The sequence below is a fragment of the Rhizobium sp. WYCCWR10014 genome (genome assembly GCF_001657485.1).
Classification (GTDB): domain Bacteria; phylum Pseudomonadota; class Alphaproteobacteria; order Rhizobiales; family Rhizobiaceae; genus Rhizobium.
On sequence record NZ_LXFU01000035.1, the window covers coordinates 389806 to 413775 of the forward strand.

The following is a 23970-nucleotide window of genomic DNA, read 5'->3' on the forward strand; positions in this document are numbered from 1 at the left end:
TAGGCCGCTATTCAAAGTGTTACATTCGTCAATGTCCATCAGTCCATCGGCGATTCCTCAACCCGGACCGTCCCGCGCGTGGCATGGATGAAGGCGAGCACGAAGCCGATCGCCAGCACCAGCACGATGGTCGGCGCCGGCGCGCTGTCGATGAAGAAGGACAGGTAGACGCCGACGAAAGAGCCGATCACGGCAATGACGACGGAGAGGAGCAGCATCGTGCTGAACTTGCGGGTGAGCAGGAAGGCGATGGCTCCCGGCGCAATCAGCATGGCGATCGAAAGAATGATGCCTACCGCCTGCAAGGCACCGACGATCGTCAGCGAGATGAGGGCGAGAAGGCCGTAATGCAGCAGGTTGATCCTGAGACCCACCGCCCTCGCCTGGGCGGGGTCGAAGGCGTGCAGCAGGAAGTCCTTCCACTTCACACCAAGAATGGCAGACGTGATCGCAGCGATGACGGCCGACTGCCCGATGTCGCGCCAGGAGACGCCGAGCATGTCGCCGAACAGGATGTGGTCGAGATGCACGTCGGACTGGATCTTCACATAAAGAACCAGGCCGAGCCCGAACATGCCGGAGAAAACGATGCCCATCACCGTATCCTGTTTGATGCGGCTGTTATCTTTCAGGAAACCGGTGGCGATAGCGCAAAACATGCCGGCCACGAAGGCGCCGACCGCGAAGGGTATGCCGACGATATAGGCGATAACCACGCCGGGGAAGACGGCGTGGCTGATGGCGTCTCCCATCAGAGACCAGCCTTTCAGAACCAGGAAGCAGGATAACAGCGCCATCGGGATTGCGACCAGCACCGAGATCACCAGCGCATTGACCATGAAGCCGAACTGGAAAGGCGAAAGAAGCGTGTCGACCATATTCATGGTGCTGCCTCCAGCGCCTGCGCGGCGCGTCTGCGCGCCGCCAGCATGCCGTGTTTGGGTGCAAAGAAGAACGCGATCAGGAAGATTGCCGTCTGCAGCACGACGATGATGCCGCCTGTCGCGCCATCGAGGAAGTAACTTGCATAAGCGCCGACGAAGCTGGTCATCGATCCGATGATGACCGCGATCACAAGCAGCCGCGGGAAGCGGTCGGTCAGCAGATAGGCGGTCGCGCCGGGCGTCACCACCATGCAGATGACGAGGAATGCACCGACGGTCTGCAGCGCCGCAACGGTGGAGGCCGACAGAAGCGTGAAGAAAATGACCTTGAGAGCGGTCGGATTGAGACCGATCGATCGGGCATGGCTCTCGTCGAAGAAAGTGACCATCAGGTCCTTCCATTTGACGAGCAGGACAGCGAGCGACACGAAGCCGATGATGGCGAGTTGCAGCGTATCCTCAGGCGTGATGGCGAGAATGTTGCCGAGCACGATCGTCTGGATGTTGACCGCCATAGGCTGGAGCGAAACCATGAACAGGCCCAGCCCGAAGAAGGAGGAGAAGATCAGGCCGATGATGGCATCTTCCTTCAGCTTGGTGCGCTGGTTGAGGAAAAGCATCGCTGCGGCAGCGAGCCCTCCGGAAAAGAAGGCTCCGATCGAAAAAGGTAGTCCGAGCATATAGGCGCCGGCAACGCCGGGAACGATAGCGTGCGAGAGCGCGTCGCCGATCAGGGACCAGCCTTTCAGCATCAGATAACAGGAGAGGAAAGCGCAGACGCCGCCGACAAGGGCGGACACCCACATGGCATTGAGCATGTATTCATAGGTGAAGGGCTGCAGGAGGTCGGCTATCATTCCCGACCCCCATTGCCACTATCGGGGCCCCGGGCGGTCGCTTTGCCACCCTGCAGAATCAAGGGGCGCTCATCATCGGTTATGACGCCGATCGACGTTGGCCTGCCGTTCTGCGCTCCGCTCAACACGAAATGACGCAGCACGCCGCCAAAGGTCTTTTCCAGATTTTCCTGCGTAAAGGTCTCGACGGTCGGGCCGTAGGCGAGCACCGTGCCCTTGATCAGGATGGTCCGGTCGCAGAATTCCGGCACGGAGCCGAGATTGTGGGTGGAGACCAGCATGACGCGGCCTTCATCCCGCAGTTCGCGCAGGAGCCTGATGATCTGGTCCTCGGTCTTTACGTCGACGCCGGTAAAGGGTTCATCGAGCAGAATGACCCGGCCGTCCTGCGCCAGTGCTCGCGCCAAAAAGACCCGCTTCCTCTGACCGCCGGAGAGTTCGCCGATCTGGCGCTTGCGGAACTCGCTCATGGCGACGCGGGCGAGCGCGGCCGCCACTGCCTCATGGTCTGCGGCCTTCGGGATGCGCATCATGCCCATGTGGCCGTAGCGTCCCATCATCACGACATCCTCGACCAGCACCGGGAAGTTCCAGTCGACTTCTTCCGATTGCGGCACATAAGCGACGAGGTTCTTGCGCAGCGCTTCTTCGACCGGCATGCCAAGCACGCGAATGTGGCCCCTGGCGAGACGCACGAAACCCATGATCGACTTGAAGAGTGTCGACTTGCCGGAACCGTTGACACCGACCAGCGCGGCGATCGTGCCCGTGGGGATCTGGAAACTCGCGTCCCTCAGGGCCGTATGTCCGTTGCGGTAAGTGACGGTCGCATCCTTTACCGTGATCCCCGATCCCGCATCTGAGGATGCGGGACGGACAAGATTACCAAGCTGTACGGTCATTGCGACAACCCATCGGCAAGACCCTTCGCGACAGTATCGGAGGTCACGCGCAGAAGATCGATATAGGTTGGCACCGGGCCGTCGGCTTCGCTCAGCGAGTCGACATAGAGGACACCGCCATAATGCGCGCCGGTTTCGCGCGCCACCTGCCGGGCCGGTTTATCGGAAACGGTGCTTTCGCTGAAGACGGTTGGAATCCGGTTTTCCTTCACCGCATCTATCACCTTGCGGACCTGCTGGGGCGTGCCCTGCTGGTCGGCGTTGATCGGCCAGAGATAGAGTTCCTTCAGCCCGAAATCACGTGCGAGATAGGAAAAGGCGCCCTCGCTGGAAACCAGCCAGCGCTTGTCCTCGGGAATTTTTTCGAGGGTGGCGCGGATCGGCGTGATCGTCGCTTCGATCTTCTGCTTGTAGGCCTCGGCGTTAGCCTTGTAGGTCTCCGCATTCGCCGGATCATATTTTGCGAAAGCATCACGGATATTGTCGACGTAGATCAAGGCGTTCTTCGGCGACATCCAGGCGTGGGGATTGGGCTTGCCTTCGTAGGGGCCTTCCGAGATGCCCATCGGTTCGATGCCATCGGAGACGACGGCACCCGGGACGTCGTGCAGGTTCTGGAAGAACTTTTCGAACCAGCGCTCCAGATTGAGGCCGTTCCAGAGAATGAGCTGTGCACCTTGTGCTCGCTGGATGTCACCCGGCGTCGGCGCATAGTTGTGGATCTCCGCGCCCGGCTTGGTGATCGATTCCACGATCGCGGCATCACCGGCCACGTTTTTTGCCATGTCGGCAATCACCGTGAAGGTCGTCACCACCTTGAACTTCGAATGGGTTGTCTGTTGGGCAGCGGCGGGAAAGGCAACCAGCACGGCTGCGAATGCCACCCCTATCAGTCCGGCCAAAACCGACCGTCTTTCCCTATAGAGCATATATTTCTCCTCTTGCTGCTATTGCGACCGAATTGCAAAAGCCGCGGAAAGTCGAACAAGTTGCGATTCAGAATGATTTGCAAAAAATGCTTGACGACCCTTGCTTCGACTATTGTGCAATTAAGAATGAATTGCAACAATGATCCGAACCGGAGGCCGAAAAAGATGACAGCAGGCCCCGACGGGCTGGCTGCAGTCAACCTCATCGAACAACGCATGGTTCGATCGGTTAGGCGTTTGAGGGGCACACGGCACGCGCTCATGACGGAGCTTGCGCGTCCCTGGCCTTTACAAGACCTTCAGCACCGGGTTTTCCAGCACCTTGCCCGTTACCACATCGGCAATTCCCCGATCGGTCTGATGCGGGCCGATATTGCAGGCGAGCGTTGCGCCGAAGCAGGCCTTGAAGACCAGATAAGGCGGCTTCCACGTGACGACCTTATCCATCGCGTTGCGGATGCTGGCGAAGGCCAGGGCCGTGTCCTTCAGTGAGGCATCGGTCACCAGGCCGGAGAGCGGCAGCGGCAGCATCGCCTCGATCCTGCCGTCCTTGGCGACCGCCATGCCGCCGCCGGCTGATATGACGGCGTTGGCGGCGAGCGCCATGTCGCCGGCATTGCCGCCGAAGACGGTGAGGTTGTGGCTGTCATGCGAAACGGTGGTACAGAAAGCGCCATGCCATTCACCCCAGCCGGTGAGGAAGCCGATGCGCGGGATACCGTCAGCCTTGCCGTGGCGATGGACGACTGAAATCATGGCGCTGCCGGCCGGCGGCACGATGAAACCATCCCTGACCTCGGTTTCGGCCTCGCCCCATTGCGTAAAGCGCGGGCGGTCGATGGTGGCGACGCGGACGCGCTCCCCGTTCGCCGGAATGCGGAAATCATTCTCGGTCAGCGGCGGCAGCTTCACCGAATTGACAAGCGGGGCCGTATCGATCTGTTGGACGGCAACCTGCATGCTGCCGTTGCGAGCAATGATGCGCCCGCCTGATATGACGAGCCGCGCCCGGAATTCCGCGAGGTCTTCGAAGAGCACGATGTCGGCGCGGCGGCCGGCGGCGAGGAGGCCGAGGTCGGAGCGCTTCAGACGTTGTGCGGCATTGAAGGTCGCGGCACGGATGGCCCATTCCGGCTTCATGCCGTAGCGCACCAGGCGCCTGATGACGTCGTCGAGACCGCCGCCTTCCTGGAGTTCGTCCGGAAAGACGTCGTCGGTGCAGAGCGTGACGGTCGGGGGCAGGTGGCCAAGACCGTTCAGTACCTCGACGAACTCCTGCAGCAGATGGTCGTGAGAGCCGCGCAGCTCGATGGTCAGCCCGGCGGAAAGCTTGGCGAGGAGATCGGCGCCGGAGGTAAGTTCGTGGTCGGAGGTGATACCCGATGCCATGAAGGCGTTGAGATCGGCGCCTTCGAGGCCGCGGGCATGGCCGCAGACGAGCTTGCCGGCGGCAAGGCCGGCATTGACGATAGCAGTCATGCGCGGATCGCCGTCGATGACGCCGCGCATATTCATCACTTCGGCGACGCCGCCGATGGCGGAGGAGTGCAGCATCTCGGTGATCATGGAGGCATCGAAATTGGCGCCGGCAAGTTCCAGGCCCGGCGCGGAGGGCACGCAGGAGGGCGCGAGCAGGATCATACGCAGCGGCAGGCTGCGCGCCGCCTCGATCGCCCAGCGCACGCCGTCGAGCCCATGGACGTTGCCGAATTCATGCGGATCCCAGACGATGGTGGTGACGCCGCGTGGCAAGACAGCGCTCGCATATTCGGCCGGTGTCACCATCGAACTTTCGATATGCATGTGCGTGTCGATCAGGCCGGGCGTCAGGATACTGCCCGCCGCATCGATGATCTCGACCGCATCCGCGCGGCTTGCCGGGGCATGGACGCTTGATATCAGCGCGCCGACGAGGCCGATATCGGCTTGCCGGATCAGGCCCGTCACCGTATCGAGCAGCCGGCCGCCGGTGATCAGCATGTCGAAAGGAGCGTCGCCGCGCGCAGCCGTGACGGCGCGGGCACGCAACGCAGGATCGTTGAGATCGGCGGGTTCTTGGCGAGCGGTGACGTTCATTTGCGGGCCTCGTTGACCAGGGCAGCGAGAATGATGACACGCGCCATGTCGGCATCGATGTCGGCGGCGAATTGAGCATTGAAGGTCGCATGCGTGGCGCGGGTCTCGACGACGGTGCGGCCACGGGTCAAGGCGCCCTGCAGCTCGACGTCGATACGGGCAGGGCGGAAGCTGACGATATCCGGAGCGACGAAGGCGACGGCGGCGCAAGGATCGTAAATCGCCATGGCCGAGCGGCCGCGACTGGTGCCGATGCGGATATAACCCGAAAACATATCGGCGATCAGCTCGGCATTGGCGCCGCCGGCATCGCGCACCGGCTCGGCGTCTTCGGGCCTGGCCAGCACCTTGCGGCAGAGGTCGAGATCGACCATGCGCAGCGGCAGGCCATGGGCGATGACGATCGAGAGAGCCTCGGGATCGGCGAGGGCGTTGAACTCGGCGGAGGCCGTATGGTTGCCTGATGTGACGCCGCCGCCCATCCAGACGAGCTCGGTGATGCGGGCGGCAAGATCGGGCCGGGCAAGCGCCACGGCGGCGATGTTGGTGAGCGGGCCAAGCGCCAGGATGCGGTGCCGGCCTTTGCGCTCCAGCCAGCGGCAGAGTGCTGCGAAGGCATCGCTTTCGGCAAGGGCTGGAGCCTGCGGCAGGCTCCTGCCGATGGTCGGGATGCCGGTTTCGCCGAGGATCGCCTGGGCGGTTTCGAGCTTGCCGAGCACGGGCATGGCGCGGCCGGTGTGGATGGGGAACGTCCAGCCGAAGGCGCTGGCGGCGCCGGCGGCGTTTATCCTCACCTGCGGCAGCGGCGTATTGCCGAAGACCAGTGATATTCCGTCGATCTCGAATTCCGACTGTCCCACCACCAGAATGGCGGCGATGTCGTCGAAGCCCATGTCCGTGTCGATCCAGACGCCCATGATTTTACCCGAACCGTTTGAGGCTTGCCGCGCCGGCAACCGGCAGATCGAAGGTAAGCGGGCTGCCGATCTCGTGCGGCGGCAGGCCTGCATCGATCTCGGCCTTGATCGGGCCGAGCGGAGTATCGAGCAGGTATTCGCGGGTATTGCCGGCGAAAGACGTGCCGCGCACGGTGCCCTGGAAAGCACCGGAGCCAAGCTTCACCATGCGCGGACGCCAGGCGAGGCCGGCTGCGGCTTCCGGAACCGGGCCGGAAAGTCCGACCGGCCCATTCGGCGTCGCAAGCTTTCCATCCTTCAGCGCGAAGACATTTTCGAAGCCGACGAAATCGGCGACGAAGGCTGATGCCGGATTGTTGTAGATCTCCTCCGGCGTGCCGATCTGTTCGATAGCGCCGTTCAGCATCACGACGATGCGGTCGGCAAGCGCCAAGGCCTCCACCTGGTCGTGGGTGACGAAGATCATGGTGACGCCGGTCTCCTTCTGCACGCGCTGCAATTCGGCGCGCATTTCGAGGCGAAGGCGAGCATCGAGATTGGAGAGCGGCTCGTCGAGCAACAGCACCTTCGGCTCCATCACCATCGAACGGGCGAGCGCCACCCGCTGCTGCTGGCCGCCGGAGAGTTCGGTGGGCTTGCGGCCGGAAAAAGCCGAGAGCCCGACCGATTTCAAGCCGGCGCCGACGCGGGCATCGAGATCCTGGCCTGAAATGCCCTTGAGACGCAGGCCGAAGGCGACGTTCTCATAGACTGTCAGGTGCGGAAAGAGGGCATAGGACTGGAAGACGAGGCCAACGGCGCGTTTGTTGGCCGAGACGCGGGTGATATCGGCGCCGTCGAGGCGGATGCGGCCACCGGCGGGCGTCAGGAGGCCGGCGATGGCGCGCATCGTCGTCGTCTTGCCGCAGCCGGAGGGGCCGAGAAGCGCCACCAGCTCACCTTTGCCGATCGCGAGGTCGAGGTCCCGCACCGCGACCGTATCGCCATAGGCAAGGGTCAGCTTGTCGAGTTGAAGATAGGCATCAGACATAGCGCGAGAATCCCAGGAAGCGTTCGGCGAGGAAGACGATGCCGATCGAGAGAAAGGCGAGAAGGGCGGAGAGCGCCGCGATGGAAGGATCGTAGGTGGTTTCCATGTAACCCAGCATGTCGATCGGCAACGTGCGGACGCCGGGACCGGACAGGAAGAGCGAGACGGGCACCTGATTGAAGCTGGTGACGAAGCCGAGGATGAAGGCGGCAAGGATGCCGCCGCGAATATTCGGCATCACCACCCGGAAGAAGGCGCCGAGCCGCGAGGAACCGAGCAGAACGGCGGCCTCCTCGATGTCCGAGCGCAGATTGTCGAGGCTCGCCGAGACGACGCGCACGGCATAGGGCAGCACCAGGGCCGTATGGGCGAAGAAGAGCGCCAGCGTGATGTTGAAGCCGAAGGGCACAACAAGATAACGAAGCAGTGCCAGGCCGACGATGATGCCGGGGACGATGATCGGCAGCGACACGATGGTGCGGACGGTCTCGGCCGCGGGCAGCTTGTAGCGGGAGAGGGCGTAGGCGGCCGGGATACCGAGCAGGAGGGCTGCGAGCGTTCCGAAGACAGCGAGGAACATCGACATGGCGAAGCTGTCGCGGAAGCTCTCGATGGTGAAGACCTTCATCACCCAACGCAGCGACAGGCCCTGCGGCGGGAAGGCCAGCGTATCGCCCGCCGATAGCGAAGCGGCGATGATGATCAGGAACGGGCCGATCAGGAAGACCAGCAGCAGGAAAAGCACGATGGGCGAAAACAGGCGCAGCGTCATCGGCGGTTCCTCGCCGTCGCAAGGCGTTTCAGCAGGATGTTCGCGGCAAAGCTCATGACGATCAGGATGAGGGCGATGACGCTTGCCGAGACGAAATCATTGGCGACGGAAACCTGCTGGTACATCAGCGTTTCCAGCATCAGCACCTTGGAGCCGCCAAGCACGGCGGGGGTGATATAGGCGGTCAGCGATCCGGTGAAGACCAGCGTGCCGCCGACGACGAGGCCTTCCCTGGTGAGCGGCAGGATGACTTTCCAGAAGACCTGGAACCAGTTGGCGCCGAGCACGCGAGCAGCCGGGATCGCATCCTTCGGCATGTTTTCGAGCGCGCTGATCAGCGACAGGATCATCAGCGGCAGGAAGAGCTGCAAGAGCCCGATGAAGACGGCGGTCTCGGTGAACAGCAGCCGCAGCGGTTCGGCGCTGAGACCCAGGCCTGTTATCGCCTGGTTGACGATGCCAGTGCGGCCGAGAATGACGATCCAGGCATAGGTGCGCGCTACCGGAGAGATCATCAGCGGCAAAGTCACGAGGCCGATCATCCGGCCCTTGCCTTTCGGCGGCAGGTTGACGATGGCAAAGGCTGCGGCATAACCGATGACCGCGGAAACGGCGGTGACTTCGAGGCCGAGCCGGAACGTGCGCAGGAAAACGGTGCGGTTCAACGTCCCGGAGAAGAAATCGGCATAGGCCGAAAGGCTCCAGGCGCTGCCGGCGCGGAAGCCCTCCGACAAGAGGATCGCAACGGGCAACAGAAAGACCACGGTCGCAAAGATGGCTGCCGGCAAGGCAAGCGCCAGGGCTTCTGCGCGGTTCTGGAACATGAGGCGCCTTTCGAGTGGACAAGAGCGAGGCCCCGGCAGAGGTGCCGGGGCAGTTTTCACGCGGGCCTTACTGGCCGACCTTCTCGTTCCACGTCTTCAGCCAGCCGGCGCGATTGTCGAGGGCAACGGCCGATGGGATCAGCTTGAGGCTCTTGGCCGTTTCCTCGCCATAGGTGAGGTTGTTGGCGGCGGCTTCGGAAAGCTTGACCTCGCTATTAGCAGGGCTGTCGATCAGCTTTTCGGCGAGTTTGGTCTGGATGTCGGTCGAGAGCCAGAAGTCCATGAACTGTAAAGCGAGATCCTGGTTCTTCGAGCCCTTGGTCAGGACCAGCACGTTCATACCGCCGGTCTGGCCCTCCTTCGGCGTCGCCCAGGCGACCGGGACGTCGAGTTTGGTGAAGCCGGCCCAGGAGAAACGGCCGATCGGCGCTGCCCAGATCTCTTCCTGCTGCATCAGCTGCACCAGCTGCGAGGACTTTTCGTAGAAGGTGACGATCTCGTCCTTCTTCTCGCCCAGCGCTTCGATCGGTCCCTTCAGATCCGGCGTGTCCTTGCCGAGCGCTAGGCCGAGCATATAGAGCGCCGGCGGCCCTTGGTTGGTGGTCACGTTCGGAAAGGCGACGTGGCCGACATATTCCGGCTTCAAGAGATCGGTCCAGGAGTCGATCTTCATCTTGTCGGAGCGATAGGCAATCGAAGTGGCATAGAAGGTGTAACCGACGCTCATGCCGTCGCCGTTCGGATCCTTGGCGACGTCATAGAGCTTGGCGAAATCGGCGAGCTTCGCGGTATCGACCTTGTCGATCAGGCCGGCGCGAGACGCGGCCAGCGCATCGGCCATGGAAACGGCGGCGAGATCGACGACGGGGTTGGCCTTGTTCGCCTCCATCTTGGCAAGACGCTCGACGCTGTTGCCGGTCTCGACCACGAGCTTGCAGCCGCATTTGGCTTCGAACGGATCGTAGACCAGCGTCTTGAAATCGTCCTGCGCAAAGGCATAGACGGAAATCGTCAGCGTCCGCTCTGCTGCGGCGGCGCCGAGCGGGCATAGGGCGGCGAGGGCTGCCGAGGCAATGAGAGCTTTTTTCATTTTACATGTTCTCCATCTCTGAGGTTTTTGGTGCCGGGTTCGCAGGCCCGGATGATTGGCGGACGATCAGCTGCATGGCGACGCGTTCGATCTCCGCGGTAACGAGCACGCCCTCCCGGATGCTGCTTGTTCTTATGGTATCCACCAGCGCCGACACGGCGATCCCGGCAATCCTATCCATGTCCATCCGAACCGTCGTCAGCGATGGCGTGACAACAGGCGACCAGATGAGGTCGTCGAAGCCGGTGACGCTGACGTCAGTGGGAATGTTGATGCCCGCCTGCTGCAACTCCGTCAGCGCCCGCAGCGCCTGCAGGTCGGAGAGGGCCGCGAAAGCGGTGAAACCCTGCCTGACTTTTTCCGCGAGGCCGAGCGGGCAGCCGCTGCCGTTCTCCTGCTCCAGCCTGTCGATCCACAGCGTTTCCGAATGCATGCCCGGGCGCATACCGGAGCGGATGCCGCCGGCGCGGTCGTTCTGGACGTTGGATTCCTGATTGTTGCCGATGATGAGGATATGGCGATGGCCGAGGCCCGCGAGATGGCCGGCGATTTCATGGCCGCCCTGCCAATGGTCGGCGGCGACGGTGTTGCCGGGCGTCGAGGGAGTGTCGATGACGGCGACCGGACAGGCGGCGGACGAAATGCGGGTGGCGCGGCGGGGAATGACGACCATGCCGTCGACGCCGCGCTCGACCAGCCGGTTGATCGCCTCGGTCTGGGCGGCGACATCACCGCGGGAATCGGCGATCAGCACGCCGTAACCTGCGGCGGAGGCAGCGAATTCGATCGCCTGCGCGATCTTCGGGAACAGCGGATTGGCGATATCGGGCAGCACCAGGCCGAGAACGCCGCTGCGGCCGGTCCGTAGCGCCCGCCCGGCCTGGCTCGGGACGTAGCCGAGTTCGGCTGCATGCTCACGGATTCTTTCGACCAGTTGGCCGGAAACCCGGCCCTTGCCGGAAAGCGCATTGGAGACCGTGGCGACGGAGACGCCGAGCGACGTCGCTATTCTGCTGAGGTTCGGTCCCGGGCGCGATGCTGGCATGATTGACGATCACTCTGATTAATCGTTTAATCAAAGTGATAGCTCAGCTTTTCCCGCCTGTCGAATCCGAAATCATCTTATGCGCACTTATTCGGTTACGGTACGCGGCGGATAAGAAAAAGCCCCACGAGACGATCGCGAGGCTTTGTACTTCAGATCGATTGAAGCAGCTGTCAGCCCTTGACAGCCACAACCTTCGCCGCCGGTGCGGTGGTCTTGCCGCCGGGGGCGAAACCGCCGCCGATTGCGATATTCAGCGACACGTAGTCCTTGGCCATCTGCTGGACGGCTGCGGCAAGGCTTGCCTGGGCAAGCGAAACCTGGCGCTGGGCGTCGAGAACGTCGAGCAGCGAAGAAGCGCCGTCCTTGTAGGATGCGGTCGAAAGTTCGAGCGTTTCCTGCGTGGTCTTCACCTGGGCCTGAAGTGCTGCAACCGTGCGGGCGTCACGCCGGACGGCGGCAAGCGCATTTTCGACCTGTTCGACGGCGGACAGCACCGTCGACTTCCAGTTGAGATAGGCTGCGGCAGCGTTGGACTCTGCCGACTTGACGTTGGCGCGAAGACGGCCACCATCCAAGATCGGTAGGTTGAGGCTCGGACCGAAGGACCAGCCGGTCAGGCCGCCATGGATGCCGCGCTGGTTGATGTAGGACGGCGAGATCGAGCCGCTGAGCGAGATGCTCGGATAAAGCTGCGCCTGGGCAACACCGATATTGGCCGTTGCGGCGGCGAGATCACGCTCCGCTACCCGAATGTCGGGACGGTTGCGGATCAGATCTGCCGGAATGCCCGAGTTGATGCCGCCGCGGAATACCGGCTGGCCACGGCCCTTCAGCAATTCATCGACGAGAGCCGAGGCCGGCAGGCCGAGCAGCGTGGCGATGTGATGGGCCGATATGCGGATGTTGGTTTCGAGACCGGGAATTTCGGCGAGCGTCGATTGTACGAGACCTTCGGCCTGGACGACGTCAAGACGTGACGCGGCGCCGGCTTCAAGCTGGAACTTGGTCAGTTCGAAGGTTTCCTGACGAGACTTCAGGTTGGCCCTCGAAAGCGCCAGGCGCTGCTGATAATAGCGAACGTCGATATAGCTCGAGACGAGATCCTGCACGAGGGTCAGCTTGGCGACATCAGCGGATGCGTATGCTGAATCGAGCGACGCAAGCGCGCTCTCGGTGCTGCGCTTGTAGAGGCCGAAGAGATCGAGCAGCCAGCTCAGCTGGACGTCGCCGGCACTGGTGTTGCGCGTGTCGAACTGTGTCCGCAACTCGCCCCTCTGGCCGCTGACCGTGTGCGAAGCGCCGACGTTCAGGTTCGGCAGGCCGCCGGCGCCGGCGACGGTGACGTTGGCGGAAGCCGCATTGATGCGTTCGATCGCCTGCTGGACTGTCAGATTCTGATCGAGTCCGGCCTGGACATAGCCATTCAGTTTAGGATCGCTGAAGGCGGTCCACCAGGCTGCGGTTGCAACGTCGCCTACACTCTTCGTTCCGCCTTCTCCGAATTTGGCGGGCAGCGGCATTTCAGGAGGAGCATGATCCGGGCCTACGACGCAGCCCGACAACAATAATAATAATGCCGGTGTGGCAAAACGAAGAGATACCATTCATTTCATCCTGTACTCGAGCAAGTCAATTCTTGTCCGACGCTTCATGCTTCACTATCGCCGCCGCGCCTCGTCATACCAAAAAAACACACCGAAGCAGTCGGGCGCAATGTAGCAACGGGAACTGCATTATCACAGTGCATTTATATCACAGTCCTGCCGCATTTTTGGCGCGTGTGGCAAAGATGCGTCGAATGACGACGAAAAACGACGGCACGAAGAAAATTCCGAGCAGCGTTGCCGCCAGCATGCCGCCGAGAACGCCGATACCGATGGCATTCTGCGCCGCCGAGCCCGCGCCCGTCGCGATCGCCAGCGGCACGACGCCGAGAATGAAGGCAAGCGAGGTCATGATGATCGGCCGCAGCCGCAATCTCGCCGCTTCCAATGTCGCCTCGTAGAGCCCCATGCCGCTTTCCATGCGGTCCTTGGCGAATTCGACAATTAGGATGGCGTTCTTCGCCGCCAGCCCGATGGTGGTCAGCAGGCCGACCTTGAAATAGACGTCGTTTGCCTGGCCGAAGACCGTTGCCGCCGTCAGCGCCCCGAGGATGCCGACAGGCACCGCCATGATCACCGAGAAGGGGATCGACCAGCTTTCGTAAAGCGCTGCCAGGCAAAGGAAGACGACCAGCACCGAGATCGCGTAGAGCATTGGCGCCTGCGAACCGGACAGCCGCTCCTGATAGGAGATGCCCTGCCAGGCGACGGTATAACCGCCGCCGAGCTGATTGGTCAGTGCTTCCATTTCGTTCATCGCATCGCCGGAGGAAACCCCGGGTGCGGAAGCGCCGTCGAGCGGAATGGCGCTGACGGCGTTGAAGCGGGCAAGCGAGGGCGCGCCCTTCACCCACTCCGTGCGGGTAAAGGCGGAGAAGGGCACCATTTCGCCGTCATTGTTGCGGGCATACCAGTGGTTGAGATCGCTCGGCTGCATGCGGAAGGGCGCATCGCCCTCGACATAGACCGGCTTGATCTCGCCGTTCAGTGTGAAGTCGTTGACGTCACGGCCGGTGAAGATGATCGACAGCATCGAATTGACCGAGGCGATGTCGACGCCCATGGCGCCGATCTTTTCCTGATCGAGCACGATGCGCATCTGCGGCTCGACTTCCTTGTTGCTGCTGCGCAGCGCCACGATCTTGCCCGAGCTATTGCCCATCTGGATCAGCCGCTTGGAGGCGGCCGTCAGGGCGTCGTTGCCGTGGCCGCCGGTGTCGACGAGATACATGGAGAAGCCGCTCGACACGCCGAGACCCTGGATCGCCGGCGGCAGCAGCGCGAAGACCTGCGCCTCGCGGATCGCAAAGAAATTGCCAAGCGCCCGGTTGACGACCGACTGGGCGCTCAGCGTCGGATCGGTGCGCAGCGAGAAATCCTTGAGCTTGGTGAAGACAATGGCGCTGTTCTGGCCGGAACCGCTGAAGCCGAAGCCGAGCGCGCCAAACACGGAATCGACGGCGTCCTTCTCGTTTTCACGATAGTATTTCTCGACCTTCTCGACGACTGCCTGGGTCTGCTGCGTGGTCGAGCCCGGCGGCGTGGTGACGATGGTCAGCAGCACACCCTGGTCTTCCTGCGGCAGGAAGGAGCTCGGCAGGCGGGTGAAGAGATAGGCGCAGCCGGCGCCGACCAGAAGGAAGACCAGCATGACGCGGATCGGCCGCTTCAGCAGATAGCCGATGGTGCTGATATAGCCGTTGGTCGAGCGCGTGAAGTTGCGGTTGAACCAGTCGCCGACGCGGTGCTTCCTGTGTTCGCCGACCGGCTTCAGCATCGTGGCGCAAAGTGCGGGCGTCAGCACGAGGGCGACGAGCGCCGACAGCAACATGGCCGAGACGATGGTGATCGAGAACTGGCGGTAGATGATGCCGGTCGAACCGCCGAAGAAGGCCATCGGAATGAAGACGGCCGTGAGGACGAGCGCGATGCCGACGATGGCGCCGGTGATCTCGCCCATCGATTTTTCTGTCGCTTCGAGCGGCGAAAGCTTTTCTTCGGACATGATCCGTTCGACGTTTTCGACGACGACGATGGCATCGTCGACGAGAAGGCCGATCGCCAGCACCATGGCGAACATCGTCAAGGTATTGATCGAGTAGCCGGTCACGGCCAGCACCCCGAAGGTGCCGAGCAGCACCACGGGAACGGCAATCGTCGGGATCAGCGTCGCACGGAGATTCTGCAGGAAGACGAGCAACACCACGAAGACGAGCACGATCGCCTCGATCAGCGTATGCACGACCTTCTCGATCGACAGTTCCACGAAGGGCGTGGTGTCGTAGGGATAGGTGATCTCGACACCTGCCGGCAGACCGCGGCCGATAACCTCGAGCGCCGAGCGCACGCGGGCGGCGGTATCGATGGCGTTGGCGCCGATTGCAAGGTTGACGGCAAAACCCGTTGACGGCTGGCCGTTGTACCGCGAACTGCCGCCGTAGCTTTCCTGACCGATCTCGATACGCGAAACGTCGCTCAGGCGCACCGTCGCGCCGTCTTTTTCGACCTTCAGGATGATGTGCTCGAAATCGGCGACGGTGGTCAGCTGGCTTTGCGCGGTGATGGTGACGTTGATCTGCTGGCCGGGGATCGTCGGCTGGGCACCGAGCGAACCGACGGAGACCTGGGTGTTCTGCGCCTGGATGGCTGACGTCACGTCGCTCGGCGTCAACTGGTATTTCAGCAGCTTGAACGGATCGAGCCAGACGCGCATGGCGTATCCCGAACCGAAGACATTGATGCTGCCGACGCCTTCCAGGCGCTGGATCTGATCCTCGATCGAGGTCGACATGATATTGCCGAGGTCGACGGAGTTGCGTTTGCCGTCGGTTGAAACGAGCGAACCGACGAGAAGGATGCTCGAGGTCGAGCGGGTGACGCTGATGCCGGCATCGATGACGTCGCTTGGAAGCTGCGACTGAACCAGCTGCAGCTTGTTCTGCACCTGCACCTGGGCGATATCGGGGTCGGCGCTCGTCCCGAAGGTGAGCTGGATGCTGGCCGAACCCGTCGATGAGGTCGAGGTCATGTAGGTGAGGTCGTCGAGCCCGGTCATGCCGTCCTCGATGATCGTCGTCACCGATTTCTCGACAGTCTCGGCGCTGGCGCCGCGATAGGTGGCGTTGATGCGAACCGTCGTCGGGGCGATGTCGGGATATTGCGAGATCGACAGCGTGAAGATCGCCAGCAGGCCGGCGAGCATGATGGTGATCGCAATGACCCAGGCGAAAATCGGACGTCGGATGAAAAACTTGGCCATCGGTTGTTCCTGTGCGGCTGAGACGGTGACGAGCGGGGCTCAGCGATTACTTCGCTGCAGGCTTCTGCGCGTCACCGGCCGCGGGCTGCTCGGCAGGCACGACCACGCCGTTGTCGTTGATCTTCATCGGGACCGGCTTCACCGGCATGCCGGATGTGATCGACTGCAGGCCGCTGACGATCAGCTGATCGCCGTCCTTGATGCCGTCGGTCACGAGCCAGGAATTGTTGGAGGGCGAGCTGTTCTCGAAGGCGCGGGTTTCGACCTTGCCGTCGGCGGAAACGAATTGTGCCGTCAGCCGGCCGTTGGCGTCACGGCTCGTCGCCAGCTGCGGCAGCGCATAACCGGCCTCGGCGCCGAGCTCGACGGTTGCGCGGACATACATGCCGGGCAGCACGCTACGGTCGGGATTGGGAAAGAGCACACGGATGATGAAGGTGCCGGTCGTCTCACTGACCACCTGCTTTGACATATCGAGCTTGCCCTGCTGGTTGTATTCCTTGCCGTTTTCCAGGATCAGGTGGAAGACGACATTGGCTTCGCCCTTGATGTCCCCGGCGGCCATCGCATCACGCAGCTTCAAGAGGTTGGTGCTCGATTCCGTCAGCGAGATGTAGATCGGATCGAGCTGACGGATCGTCGTCAGCGCCGTCGTCTGGTTGGCCGAGACGACGTTGCCGACATTGACGGCCGTCTGGTCGATGATGCCATCGAAAGGGGCGACGATCCTGGTATGGTCGAGGTCGATCTGTGCCGCGGAAAGCGAGGCCTTCGCCGACTCGACTTCGGCCTTGGCCTGGAGCAGCGTCGTCTTGGCCGTTTCGAATTCGATCTGGGTGGCGCCGCTGCCGACGAGGCGCTGGTAGCGGTCGAGATTGCTTTCAGCGCTCGGCACGCTCGCCTGCGCCTTGGAGATCGCCGCCTTGGCCTGCTCGACGGCGGCGATATAGGGTGCATCCTCGATCTGGTAGAGAAGGTCGCCCTTCTTGATCTCGCCGCCGTCCTTAAAGGCGACTTCGCGGATCAGGCCGCTGACCTGAGGCCGGATATCTGCGGTCTGAAATGTCTCGGCGCGGCCGGGCAGGATCGTGGTGATCGGAAAGCTGCCCTTCGTCAGCGCGATGACGCCGACGGGGGCGGCCTGCTGCGCTGCGCCTGCACCCGCATTGCCGGCGGGCTTGGAGCCACTGTCGCTGCAGGCGGCGAGAAGGGCTGCGAATGCCAGGGCCGAGGAGATGAGGAGGGCACGCCGTATCATGCTGAATTCCTGTGCGGTGGCAATCGCCGTCCAATCTACGAGCTCGGGCCTGCGGGCTCTGCTTGAGCGAGCGCAGGCTGATATAGGCGTCAGGATTGGGTTGGCTTCAAATGCCGTTATCCGAATTTAAGAAAAGCTTTACGAAGTGACGTAATTCAGCAATCATCACTTAGCAAGCGCTATTTTGCAGTGCGGCATGGACGAAACACACGATTTTTTCGGCGCGGTGCACGAGCGTCTCCTTGTCGTCGCGCGCGATCAGGACAGGGTGCAGCACGCAGGCGAGGACGTCTGCAACGGTATGCGCCGCGCTTTCGGGATCGCGGCAATGATAACTTCCCTCCGCCATGCCCTCGCGGATGATCTCGCCGAGCTTTGCCTCGATGCGGGCGCGATAACGATTGCCTGCCTCGAGTTTGGCTTCGATCGTCGAAAGCACCATTTCGAAGATATAAGGGTTCTTCTGGATGTCTTGCAGGTGGCTTTCCAGCAGGCGCAGGATGAAGCGGAGCAGTTGTTCCTTTGGTGGCAGCTTCTCATCGAAGGCGGCGAAGCGCTCGGCGGCGTCGTCGAGATGGCGTCCGGCGATCGCATCGACGAGCGCCACCTTGGAACGGAAATGCTTGAAGACATTGGCCGGCGACATGTGCAGCGCGCCGGCGATATCGGCGATCGACACCGCGACGAAGCCGCGCTCGCGAAACAATATCTCCGCCATGGAGAGAATGTCTTCCCGCGTTTCCTCGGCCTTGCGTCTTGGCCTTCTTACCATCTGTTCCCCGCCGGGCTGAGCCCGATACCCCTTTTTTTCGATGCTAGCGCGATTGGAAGGAATGCCGCAAGCTGATGATCGGGCCGGCGGCTTTCGTCTGTCGCCTTTTCAAGGAAAATAGCGGGCGAGGTTGTTTCGCACACGGGCAAGCGGCGTCTCGCCGCTGTCATCGGGGACAAAGCGCTCGCCGGTGATCGCCTCGTAGGCTTTGATGTAGACGGCCGAGGTCTGCTCGATCAGCTCGGCGGGAATTTTCGGGATCTCGTCCTTATAGGGGTCGCAGCGCTCCGCCACCCAGGCGCGGACGAAATCCTTGTCGAAACTTTCCGGGCGTTTTCCGGCGGCAAAGCTTGCCGGATAGCTTTCGGCAAGCCAGTAGCGGCTGCTGTCCGGCGTGTGGATCTCGTCGGCAAGGATAATGTTGCCGTCACCATCGGTGCCGAACTCGTATTTGGTATCGACCAGGATCAGGCCGTTTTTCGCCGCCATCTCCTGGCCGCGGGCAAAGAGGGCGAGCGCATATGTCGACAGCGTCTGCCATTGTTCTTTCGTGAGAAGGCCGCGCGTGACGATTTCGGCGGGCGTCAGCGGTTCATCATGGCCGCCGTCGAATTCCTTGCTGGTCGGCGTGATGACGGGTTCCGGCAGGATCTGGTTGTCGCGCATGCCGTCGGGCAGACGCATGCCGTACATCTCGCGTTCGCCTTTTTTATAAAGCGTCAGGATCGAGGTGCCGGTGGTGCCGGCGAGATAACCGCGCACGACGATCTCGACCGGCAGGATGTCGAGCCGCTTGCCGATAACGACATTCGGATCGGGATAGTCGAGAACGTGGTTCGGGCAGATGTCCTTCGTCGCCTCGAACCAGTAGCGCGCCGTCTGCGTCAATACCTCGCCCTTATAGGGGATGCAGGTGAGGATGCGGTCGAAAGCGCTCAGCCGGTCGGTGCTGATAATGATGCGGCGTCCGTCGGGAAGATCGTAATTCTCGCGCACCTTGCCGCGATAATAGTTCGGCAATTCCGGGAAATGGGCTTCGGAGAGAATTCGCACGGCGCTCGACTGTCCTTAATTATTGGGTGAAGACTTCCTGCTCTAGTTTCATTGCTGGGGAAGTCAAGCCGATCGGGTATCGCATCACAGCCAGAACAGAGCGGTCAGAAGCAGGGCGAGGCCGTAACCTGTGACGGCAAGCGGCCAGCCGGCGCTCAGGAAATCACTGAAGCGGTAGCCGCCGATGCCCATTGCAAGCGTGTTATTGTGATGGCCGAAGGGCGTCAGGAAATCCAGGGAGGCGCCGGCGGCAACCGCGATCAGATAGGCGTCCGGCGCATGCCTGCCGGCTCTTGCGAATTCCAGTGCGATCGGGGTCAGGACGATTGCGACCGTCGCGTTGTTGACAAAAGGCGTCAATGCCATGGCGAGGAAGAGGATGAGGGCGATGCCGAAGAGCGGATGGGTGATCGGCAGGACGAGGCTCAGCCAGCCGGCAATGGTTTCGGCCGCTCCGGTGGTTGCCACCGCCTGGCCGATCGGGATCATCGCCGCCAGCATGATGATGATCGGCCAATTGAGATCGGCCATCGCCTGACGGATGTTGAGGTGATTGAGCAGAGCGAGCACGAGCACGACGCCGGCAAAAGCGATGTCGGGACGCAGGCCGGCCGCCGAGGCGGCGACGCCGCAGGCAAAGAGCGCGAAGGGCCGCCAGGATAGGGGCGCCGGTTCGCTCGGTGCTGTCGAGGCGAGCGGCAGGCACTCGCTTTCCTCCAACGCTTCGCCGATTGCAATGCGCGGCCCCTCCAGCGTCAATATATCGCCGATCGACAATTGCAGGTCGAGGAAGCGGCCTTCGATGCGTGGCGCGCGCATGGAAAGGGCGGTGACCGCGATGCCGCGATGGTGGAAGACTTCGAGCGAACGGACGCGCGAACCGACCAACGTGCTCTCCGGCATGACGACGGCTTCGACACGGGTGAAATCCGGCTGCAGGCCATGCGGATGGGCATCGGCGATCAACGCCTGCGTGGCGGCAAGGTTGGCAAAGACCGCATCGGCGCCCTCGGCAAGCAGCACATCACCGGGTTCGATCACCGACTGGTCGAGCGGACCGAAGACGAAATTATCGCCGCGGATCAGCGCGTGCGGCTTGATGCCGAAACGCACTGGGCAATCGGAAAGCCGCACACCGATCAGCGGCGAGATGTCAGGGATGTAACGCTCGACGACGATGCGGCGCGCGGTCGGGGAGATCGTTGCCGGTGTTTCGTCGGGTTCCTGAAACAGGCGCTGCACGCGAAAGGCGATGAGCAGAATGCCGGCAATGGCGACCGGCAGGCCAACATAGGCGAAATCGAAGAAGTGAAAGCCGGTTCCGGTCGCCTTGGCGAGCGCATCGCTGACGAGCAGGTTGGCCGGCGTGCCGATCAGCGAAACGAGGCCGCCGAGCAGGGCCGCGAACGAGACCGGCATGACGAGCTGGCGGCGGGGGATCGTCAGGACCGTGCCGAGACGTAGCGCGACCGGCAAGGTGATCGCAAAGGCGCCAATATTGTTCATGAAGATGGACATGAAGCCGGCGAGCGCGGAAGTGCCGGCAATGACCTTGAAGCCCGAAGGTCTTGCGGCCGCGAAACGGGCGGCGAGACTGTCGAAGAGCCTGGCGCGCGCCAGCACCTGGACGATCAGCAAGATCTCGACGACGGTGATGACGACGGGACTGGCGAAGCCCGTGAAGATCTGCTCGGCGGGATAAAGGCCGAGCGCATAGCCGCCAAGCAGGCCGGCGATCGAGACCACCTCGATGCGGATGCGATCGAGCGAGAAGAGAATGAGCATCGCCAGCAGCAGGCTTAGCAGGGATGCTTGCTCGAACGACATGGGCAGGTCCGTTGTTTCATCGATCAGGCGGGACTGTAATCGTTCCTCTTGCGCTGTATAGAGGCGCCTTCAGGCAAAGATTGAACAATCCTCATATCTCGCGTCAAGCTGGTGGTGACCGCCACCGGCCTCTGGCGTCCCGCTGCAAAATGGGAGTTGCGAAGACGCCGACGGTGCGCGCGCTCCATTGCGGCCCGGCGGCTGCGAGGCTTTCGCGCCAGCGCTCCGATTGCAGCATGGCCGCACCGATGACGACGGGTTCGATGCCGCAGCCTGTCAGCAGATGAAGACCCGCGACGATCGAGGCGCCACTGGAAATGACGTCATCGATGAGTGCGACACGTCGTCCCTGAAGCAGCGGCAGCATGCGCGGATCGATATAGAGACGTTTCTGTTGTGTCGGCGTGGTGATCGAAGACAGGGCGACGGAGAGCTCGTCGCGATACCAGAATTTGCGCGAGGTGCCGAGCGGAACGTATCGGCTATGGCCGAGCTTCTGCGCCACGGCGGCGGCCAGCGTCAGGCCGAGTGTCGGCAGGCCGGCGACGACATCGATGCGCATCGGCCTGAGCTTTTCGGCAAGGCTTTCGGCGAGCACATCGAGCACGGCGAAGCTTGCCTGGTTGACGATCAGCGAGGCGAGGGCATGATCGCCATCCGCGAGCTCACGGATCGGCAGGCGAAGCTGGCGGCCGTCTTCCAACGTGGCGACATAAAAGGAGGTGAATTCCCCGCCGGCAAAGGTGCCGGGCGGGTGAAGCTCCTGCCAGAAATCGTGCGGCGCCATGTCAGTCACAGCAGTCAATTGCGTCTCGTCCTTTCCATGCCGGTTCTCCGGCGCAGTGCCTGCAATTCCGGTTCGGTCAGCGCACGCACGGCGCCTTTCGCCAGTTCGCCGAGTTCGAGCCCGCCGACCGCAACGCGCACGAGGCGCAAGCATTCGGTTCCGAGCGCCTCCAGCATGCGGCGGATCTGGCGGTTGCGGCCCTCGTCGAGCTCGACCTCGATCCATGAATTCCTGTCACCCTGGCGCAGGCGCCGCGCGGCGGTTGCCGTCAGCAGTTCGCCGTCGTGGCGGATGCCCGATGTCATGGCGGCAATGTCCTCGTCGTCCATGATACGATCGATCTGGACATGATAGGTCTTCGTCACATGCGTGACCGGATCGAGCAGGATCTGGGCGAATTCGGTGTCGTTGGTGAAAAGCAGCAGGCCCTCGCTGGCCTTGTCGAGCCGGCCGACCGGAGAGAGATGCGGGATGTCGAAATCCCTGAGGCAATCATAGACAGTCGGCCTGCCTTCCGGATCGTGGCGGGTGGTGACGAGACCGCGGGGCTTGTTGAGCATCAGATAGATTTTCGCTTCGGCAGCGATGACGAGGCCGTCGATACTGATGCTTGCCGTGGCAAGATCGACCCATGCGGAGGTATCGCTGACGGTACGGCCGTCAACCGCAACGCGATTTTCGGCGATCAGGCGTTCGGCCTGCGTGCGGGAGCAATAGCCGAGCTTGGAAAGGGCTCGGGGAAGGGTGACCCGTTTGGCCGCTGCGTTATCGGTGGGCTTTGTCCGTTCACGCGTCTTGTGCGGTGGGCGCCGCTCCCTCATCTGCCATCCTTAATCCTGATTTTGATGCCGTTTTCTTGGCATGAACGACAGAAGGATGCCAGCAGAGTGAATAAAAAACGAGGGGAATAACAGGCGCTGCAAAAAGGGCTCAGCGCTTTGGATAAAGCGCCGTCGCGGCTTTGTTAGGGTGGCGCTGCCTCAGCGGCACGCCATGAAGCCGGCGAGTTCCTTACGGCTGACGACGATGCCGGCGGCGGCCTTGACCGGGTCCGGATGGGTGTAGGAAAGACTAGGCATTTCCGGCAGATCGAGTGCCTGACGCATATTCATGATGCCGACCGCATAACGGCCATTGGCGCTGTCGACACTGACTTCGATAATGCAGTTGGCCCTCTTGTTTTCCATGGTAGTCCTCCCTTCATTTTTTATGTTCCCATAACTGGCATTAAAAATTGGTTTTTGTAAGACATAAGCATTTACGCACCCTGCCGAAAAACGGATCGGCGGGTGCGCAAAAAGCTGGTTTATGAGTGGATATGGCGTGTTCAGCGCCACCAATGGCGAGGCTGCGGCTGCGGACCGCCGGAAAGCAGGTATCCGGCAAGAAAGCCAATGGCGCCTGCAAGCACCAGAGCCGTGGTCGTTGCAGTCGGATGCTCTCGGGCGGCGTCAGCGGCAGCGACGCCTTCGGCCTTGATCTGGGCGACGGCGTTCTTTGCCCGGGGCAGGGCTTCGTCATAAGCTTTGCCGGCGCGGCCGCGCACTTCGTAATAGGCTTCGGCGCCCTGAGCGGAAATCATCTTCTGCAGGCGCGAGACTTCCTGCTGGAGTGCGGCGATGTCCTTGCTGACAGATGCTCTGATATCATCGGTATTGGCAGCCATGTTGGTCTCCTTCCTTCAATGGGAAAGACAACACCCAACTCGGTGATAGGTTCCGAAACTCAGCCGCTGATTTGTGACGGAAATTTAAAGCTCGCCGGCCGCGGGCACTTTAATCCTCCATTAACCATAAATCCGAGCAAGATCCTGTTTTCTTGTGATCTTTCAGGTGTTGAGAACGACTTTCCAATGGACTTTTGACCAGCCGGTAAAGAAATTTTCGGGAATCCGTCCCGAAAGGGGGCCTGTGGATAATATCGACCGAGAAAAATGCCAGCCGAATCAACCTGTTACAAAAATGTCAAAAAACTTTGGTTGGGTGTGTTGACTGTTTCGGTGGGTTAGTTCTATAAGCCCACTCACTGAACGAGGGCGGCGGCGCTGCTGGCGACGAAGTCTTTCGTTCTAGTGAAACTCA

Annotated in this window: 21 protein-coding genes; all 21 read right to left on the minus strand. The window is 61.9% G+C overall.

What is annotated here, in order from left to right; translation table 11 throughout:
* Positions 1-38: 38 nt before the first annotated feature.
* Positions 39-884 (minus strand): metal ABC transporter permease, encoded by an 846-nt coding sequence (locus A6U98_RS16125; protein WP_064651328.1) that lies wholly within the window; start codon positions 882-884, stop codon positions 39-41.
* Positions 881-1741 carry an iron/manganese ABC transporter permease subunit SitC gene (gene sitC, locus A6U98_RS16130; protein ID WP_003542639.1) on the minus strand — a complete coding sequence of 287 codons (861 nt, stop codon included), beginning with the start codon at positions 1739-1741 and terminating at the stop codon, positions 881-883. Before sitC ends, A6U98_RS16125 begins: the two co-directional genes overlap by 4 nt.
* Positions 1738-2643 carry a manganese/iron ABC transporter ATP-binding protein gene (locus A6U98_RS16135; protein WP_064651330.1) on the minus strand — a complete coding sequence of 302 codons (906 nt, stop codon included), beginning with the start codon at positions 2641-2643 and terminating at the stop codon, positions 1738-1740. Before A6U98_RS16135 ends, sitC begins: the two co-directional genes overlap by 4 nt.
* Positions 2640-3572 (minus strand): metal ABC transporter substrate-binding protein, encoded by a 933-nt coding sequence (locus A6U98_RS16140; RefSeq protein ID WP_064651332.1) that lies wholly within the window; start codon positions 3570-3572, stop codon positions 2640-2642. The genes A6U98_RS16135 and A6U98_RS16140 overlap by 4 nt, the downstream gene beginning before the upstream one ends.
* 288 nt (positions 3573-3860) lie before the next feature.
* Positions 3861-5648, minus strand: a complete 1788-nt coding sequence (locus A6U98_RS16145; RefSeq protein ID WP_064651333.1) for an adenine deaminase — start codon at positions 5646-5648, stop codon at positions 3861-3863.
* Positions 5645-6565, minus strand: coding sequence for a nucleoside hydrolase (locus A6U98_RS16150; RefSeq protein ID WP_064651335.1), 921 nt, complete (start codon positions 6563-6565; stop codon positions 5645-5647). Before A6U98_RS16150 ends, A6U98_RS16145 begins: the two co-directional genes overlap by 4 nt.
* A 4-nt stretch (positions 6566-6569) precedes the next feature.
* The gene (locus tag A6U98_RS16155; RefSeq protein ID WP_064651337.1) at positions 6570-7595 is read right to left on the minus strand and encodes an ABC transporter ATP-binding protein; all 1026 of its coding nucleotides are present in this window, start codon (positions 7593-7595) and stop codon (positions 6570-6572) included.
* Positions 7588-8367, minus strand: coding sequence for an ABC transporter permease (locus A6U98_RS16160; protein ID WP_064651339.1), 780 nt, complete (start codon positions 8365-8367; stop codon positions 7588-7590). The genes A6U98_RS16155 and A6U98_RS16160 overlap by 8 nt, the downstream gene beginning before the upstream one ends.
* Complete coding sequence (locus tag A6U98_RS16165) at positions 8364-9191, minus strand: ABC transporter permease (protein WP_064651341.1); 828 nt, start codon at positions 9189-9191, stop codon at positions 8364-8366. The genes A6U98_RS16160 and A6U98_RS16165 overlap by 4 nt, the downstream gene beginning before the upstream one ends.
* A gap of 67 nt (positions 9192-9258) precedes the next feature.
* The gene (locus A6U98_RS16170; RefSeq protein ID WP_064651343.1) at positions 9259-10281 is read right to left on the minus strand and encodes an ABC transporter substrate-binding protein; all 1023 of its coding nucleotides are present in this window, start codon (positions 10279-10281) and stop codon (positions 9259-9261) included.
* A gap of 1 nt (position 10282) precedes the next feature.
* The gene (locus A6U98_RS16175; RefSeq protein ID WP_064651345.1) at positions 10283-11326 is read right to left on the minus strand and encodes a LacI family DNA-binding transcriptional regulator; all 1044 of its coding nucleotides are present in this window, start codon (positions 11324-11326) and stop codon (positions 10283-10285) included.
* Positions 11327-11499: 173 nt separating this feature from the next.
* The gene (locus tag A6U98_RS16180) at positions 11500-12933 is read right to left on the minus strand and encodes an efflux transporter outer membrane subunit (RefSeq protein ID WP_064651347.1); all 1434 of its coding nucleotides are present in this window, start codon (positions 12931-12933) and stop codon (positions 11500-11502) included.
* Between the two features lie 148 nt (positions 12934-13081).
* Positions 13082-16192, minus strand: coding sequence for an efflux RND transporter permease subunit (locus tag A6U98_RS16185; RefSeq protein WP_064651349.1), 3111 nt, complete (start codon positions 16190-16192; stop codon positions 13082-13084).
* Between the two features lie 46 nt (positions 16193-16238).
* A complete protein-coding gene (locus tag A6U98_RS16190; protein ID WP_064651351.1) occupies positions 16239-17450 on the minus strand; it encodes an efflux RND transporter periplasmic adaptor subunit in 1212 nt (403 codons plus the stop codon).
* A 169-nt stretch (positions 17451-17619) separates the two neighbouring features.
* Positions 17620-18222 carry a TetR family transcriptional regulator gene (locus tag A6U98_RS16195; RefSeq protein ID WP_064651353.1) on the minus strand — a complete coding sequence of 201 codons (603 nt, stop codon included), beginning with the start codon at positions 18220-18222 and terminating at the stop codon, positions 17620-17622.
* Positions 18223-18330: 108 nt separating this feature from the next.
* Positions 18331-19275, minus strand: coding sequence for a phosphoribosylaminoimidazolesuccinocarboxamide synthase (locus tag A6U98_RS16200; RefSeq protein WP_064651356.1), 945 nt, complete (start codon positions 19273-19275; stop codon positions 18331-18333).
* Between the two features lie 84 nt (positions 19276-19359).
* Positions 19360-21102: an SLC13 family permease gene (locus A6U98_RS16205; protein WP_064651358.1), complete on the minus strand. Its 1743-nt coding sequence runs from the start codon at positions 21100-21102 to the stop codon at positions 19360-19362.
* A 103-nt stretch (positions 21103-21205) separates the two neighbouring features.
* The gene (locus tag A6U98_RS16210; RefSeq protein WP_064651360.1) at positions 21206-21889 is read right to left on the minus strand and encodes a phosphoribosyltransferase; all 684 of its coding nucleotides are present in this window, start codon (positions 21887-21889) and stop codon (positions 21206-21208) included.
* Positions 21890-21903: 14 nt separating this feature from the next.
* A complete protein-coding gene (locus tag A6U98_RS16215; RefSeq protein ID WP_064651362.1) occupies positions 21904-22710 on the minus strand; it encodes a pseudouridine synthase in 807 nt (268 codons plus the stop codon).
* A gap of 159 nt (positions 22711-22869) precedes the next feature.
* On the minus strand, positions 22870-23076 hold the full coding sequence (locus tag A6U98_RS16220; RefSeq protein WP_003542611.1) for a hypothetical protein: 207 nt from the start codon (positions 23074-23076) through the stop codon (positions 22870-22872).
* 140 nt (positions 23077-23216) lie between these two features.
* Positions 23217-23555: a hypothetical protein gene (locus A6U98_RS16225; protein ID WP_064651364.1), complete on the minus strand. Its 339-nt coding sequence runs from the start codon at positions 23553-23555 to the stop codon at positions 23217-23219.
* Positions 23556-23970: the final 415 nt, after the last annotated feature.

What these genes read in the sequence shown, in the direction of transcription:
- A6U98_RS16125 (WP_064651328.1), bottom strand. Translation starts at nt 884, where the DNA reads ATGAATATGGTCGACACGCTTCTTTCGCCTTTCCAGTTCGGCTTCATG.
- sitC (WP_003542639.1), bottom strand. Translation starts at nt 1,741, where the DNA reads ATGATAGCCGACCTCCTGCAGCCCTTCACCTATGAATACATGCTCAAT.
- A6U98_RS16135 (WP_064651330.1), bottom strand. Translation starts at nt 2,643, where the DNA reads ATGACCGTACAGCTTGGTAATCTTGTCCGTCCCGCATCCTCAGATGCG.
- A6U98_RS16140 (WP_064651332.1), bottom strand. Translation starts at nt 3,572, where the DNA reads ATGCTCTATAGGGAAAGACGGTCGGTTTTGGCCGGACTGATAGGGGTG.
- A6U98_RS16145 (WP_064651333.1), bottom strand. Translation starts at nt 5,648, where the DNA reads ATGAACGTCACCGCTCGCCAAGAACCCGCCGATCTCAACGATCCTGCG.
- A6U98_RS16150 (WP_064651335.1), bottom strand. Translation starts at nt 6,565, where the DNA reads ATGGGCGTCTGGATCGACACGGACATGGGCTTCGACGACATCGCCGCC.
- A6U98_RS16155 (WP_064651337.1), bottom strand. Translation starts at nt 7,595, where the DNA reads ATGTCTGATGCCTATCTTCAACTCGACAAGCTGACCCTTGCCTATGGC.
- A6U98_RS16160 (WP_064651339.1), bottom strand. Translation starts at nt 8,367, where the DNA reads ATGACGCTGCGCCTGTTTTCGCCCATCGTGCTTTTCCTGCTGCTGGTC.
- A6U98_RS16165 (WP_064651341.1), bottom strand. Translation starts at nt 9,191, where the DNA reads ATGTTCCAGAACCGCGCAGAAGCCCTGGCGCTTGCCTTGCCGGCAGCC.
- A6U98_RS16170 (WP_064651343.1), bottom strand. Translation starts at nt 10,281, where the DNA reads ATGAAAAAAGCTCTCATTGCCTCGGCAGCCCTCGCCGCCCTATGCCCG.
- A6U98_RS16175 (WP_064651345.1), bottom strand. Translation starts at nt 11,326, where the DNA reads ATGCCAGCATCGCGCCCGGGACCGAACCTCAGCAGAATAGCGACGTCG.
- A6U98_RS16180 (WP_064651347.1), bottom strand. Translation starts at nt 12,933, where the DNA reads ATGGTATCTCTTCGTTTTGCCACACCGGCATTATTATTATTGTTGTCG.
- A6U98_RS16185 (WP_064651349.1), bottom strand. Translation starts at nt 16,192, where the DNA reads ATGGCCAAGTTTTTCATCCGACGTCCGATTTTCGCCTGGGTCATTGCG.
- A6U98_RS16190 (WP_064651351.1), bottom strand. Translation starts at nt 17,450, where the DNA reads ATGATACGGCGTGCCCTCCTCATCTCCTCGGCCCTGGCATTCGCAGCC.
- A6U98_RS16195 (WP_064651353.1), bottom strand. Translation starts at nt 18,222, where the DNA reads ATGGTAAGAAGGCCAAGACGCAAGGCCGAGGAAACGCGGGAAGACATT.
- A6U98_RS16205 (WP_064651358.1), bottom strand. Translation starts at nt 21,102, where the DNA reads ATGTCGTTCGAGCAAGCATCCCTGCTAAGCCTGCTGCTGGCGATGCTC.
- A6U98_RS16210 (WP_064651360.1), bottom strand. Translation starts at nt 21,889, where the DNA reads ATGGCGCCGCACGATTTCTGGCAGGAGCTTCACCCGCCCGGCACCTTT.
- A6U98_RS16215 (WP_064651362.1), bottom strand. Translation starts at nt 22,710, where the DNA reads ATGAGGGAGCGGCGCCCACCGCACAAGACGCGTGAACGGACAAAGCCC.
- A6U98_RS16220 (WP_003542611.1), bottom strand. Translation starts at nt 23,076, where the DNA reads ATGGAAAACAAGAGGGCCAACTGCATTATCGAAGTCAGTGTCGACAGC.
- A6U98_RS16225 (WP_064651364.1), bottom strand. Translation starts at nt 23,555, where the DNA reads ATGGCTGCCAATACCGATGATATCAGAGCATCTGTCAGCAAGGACATC.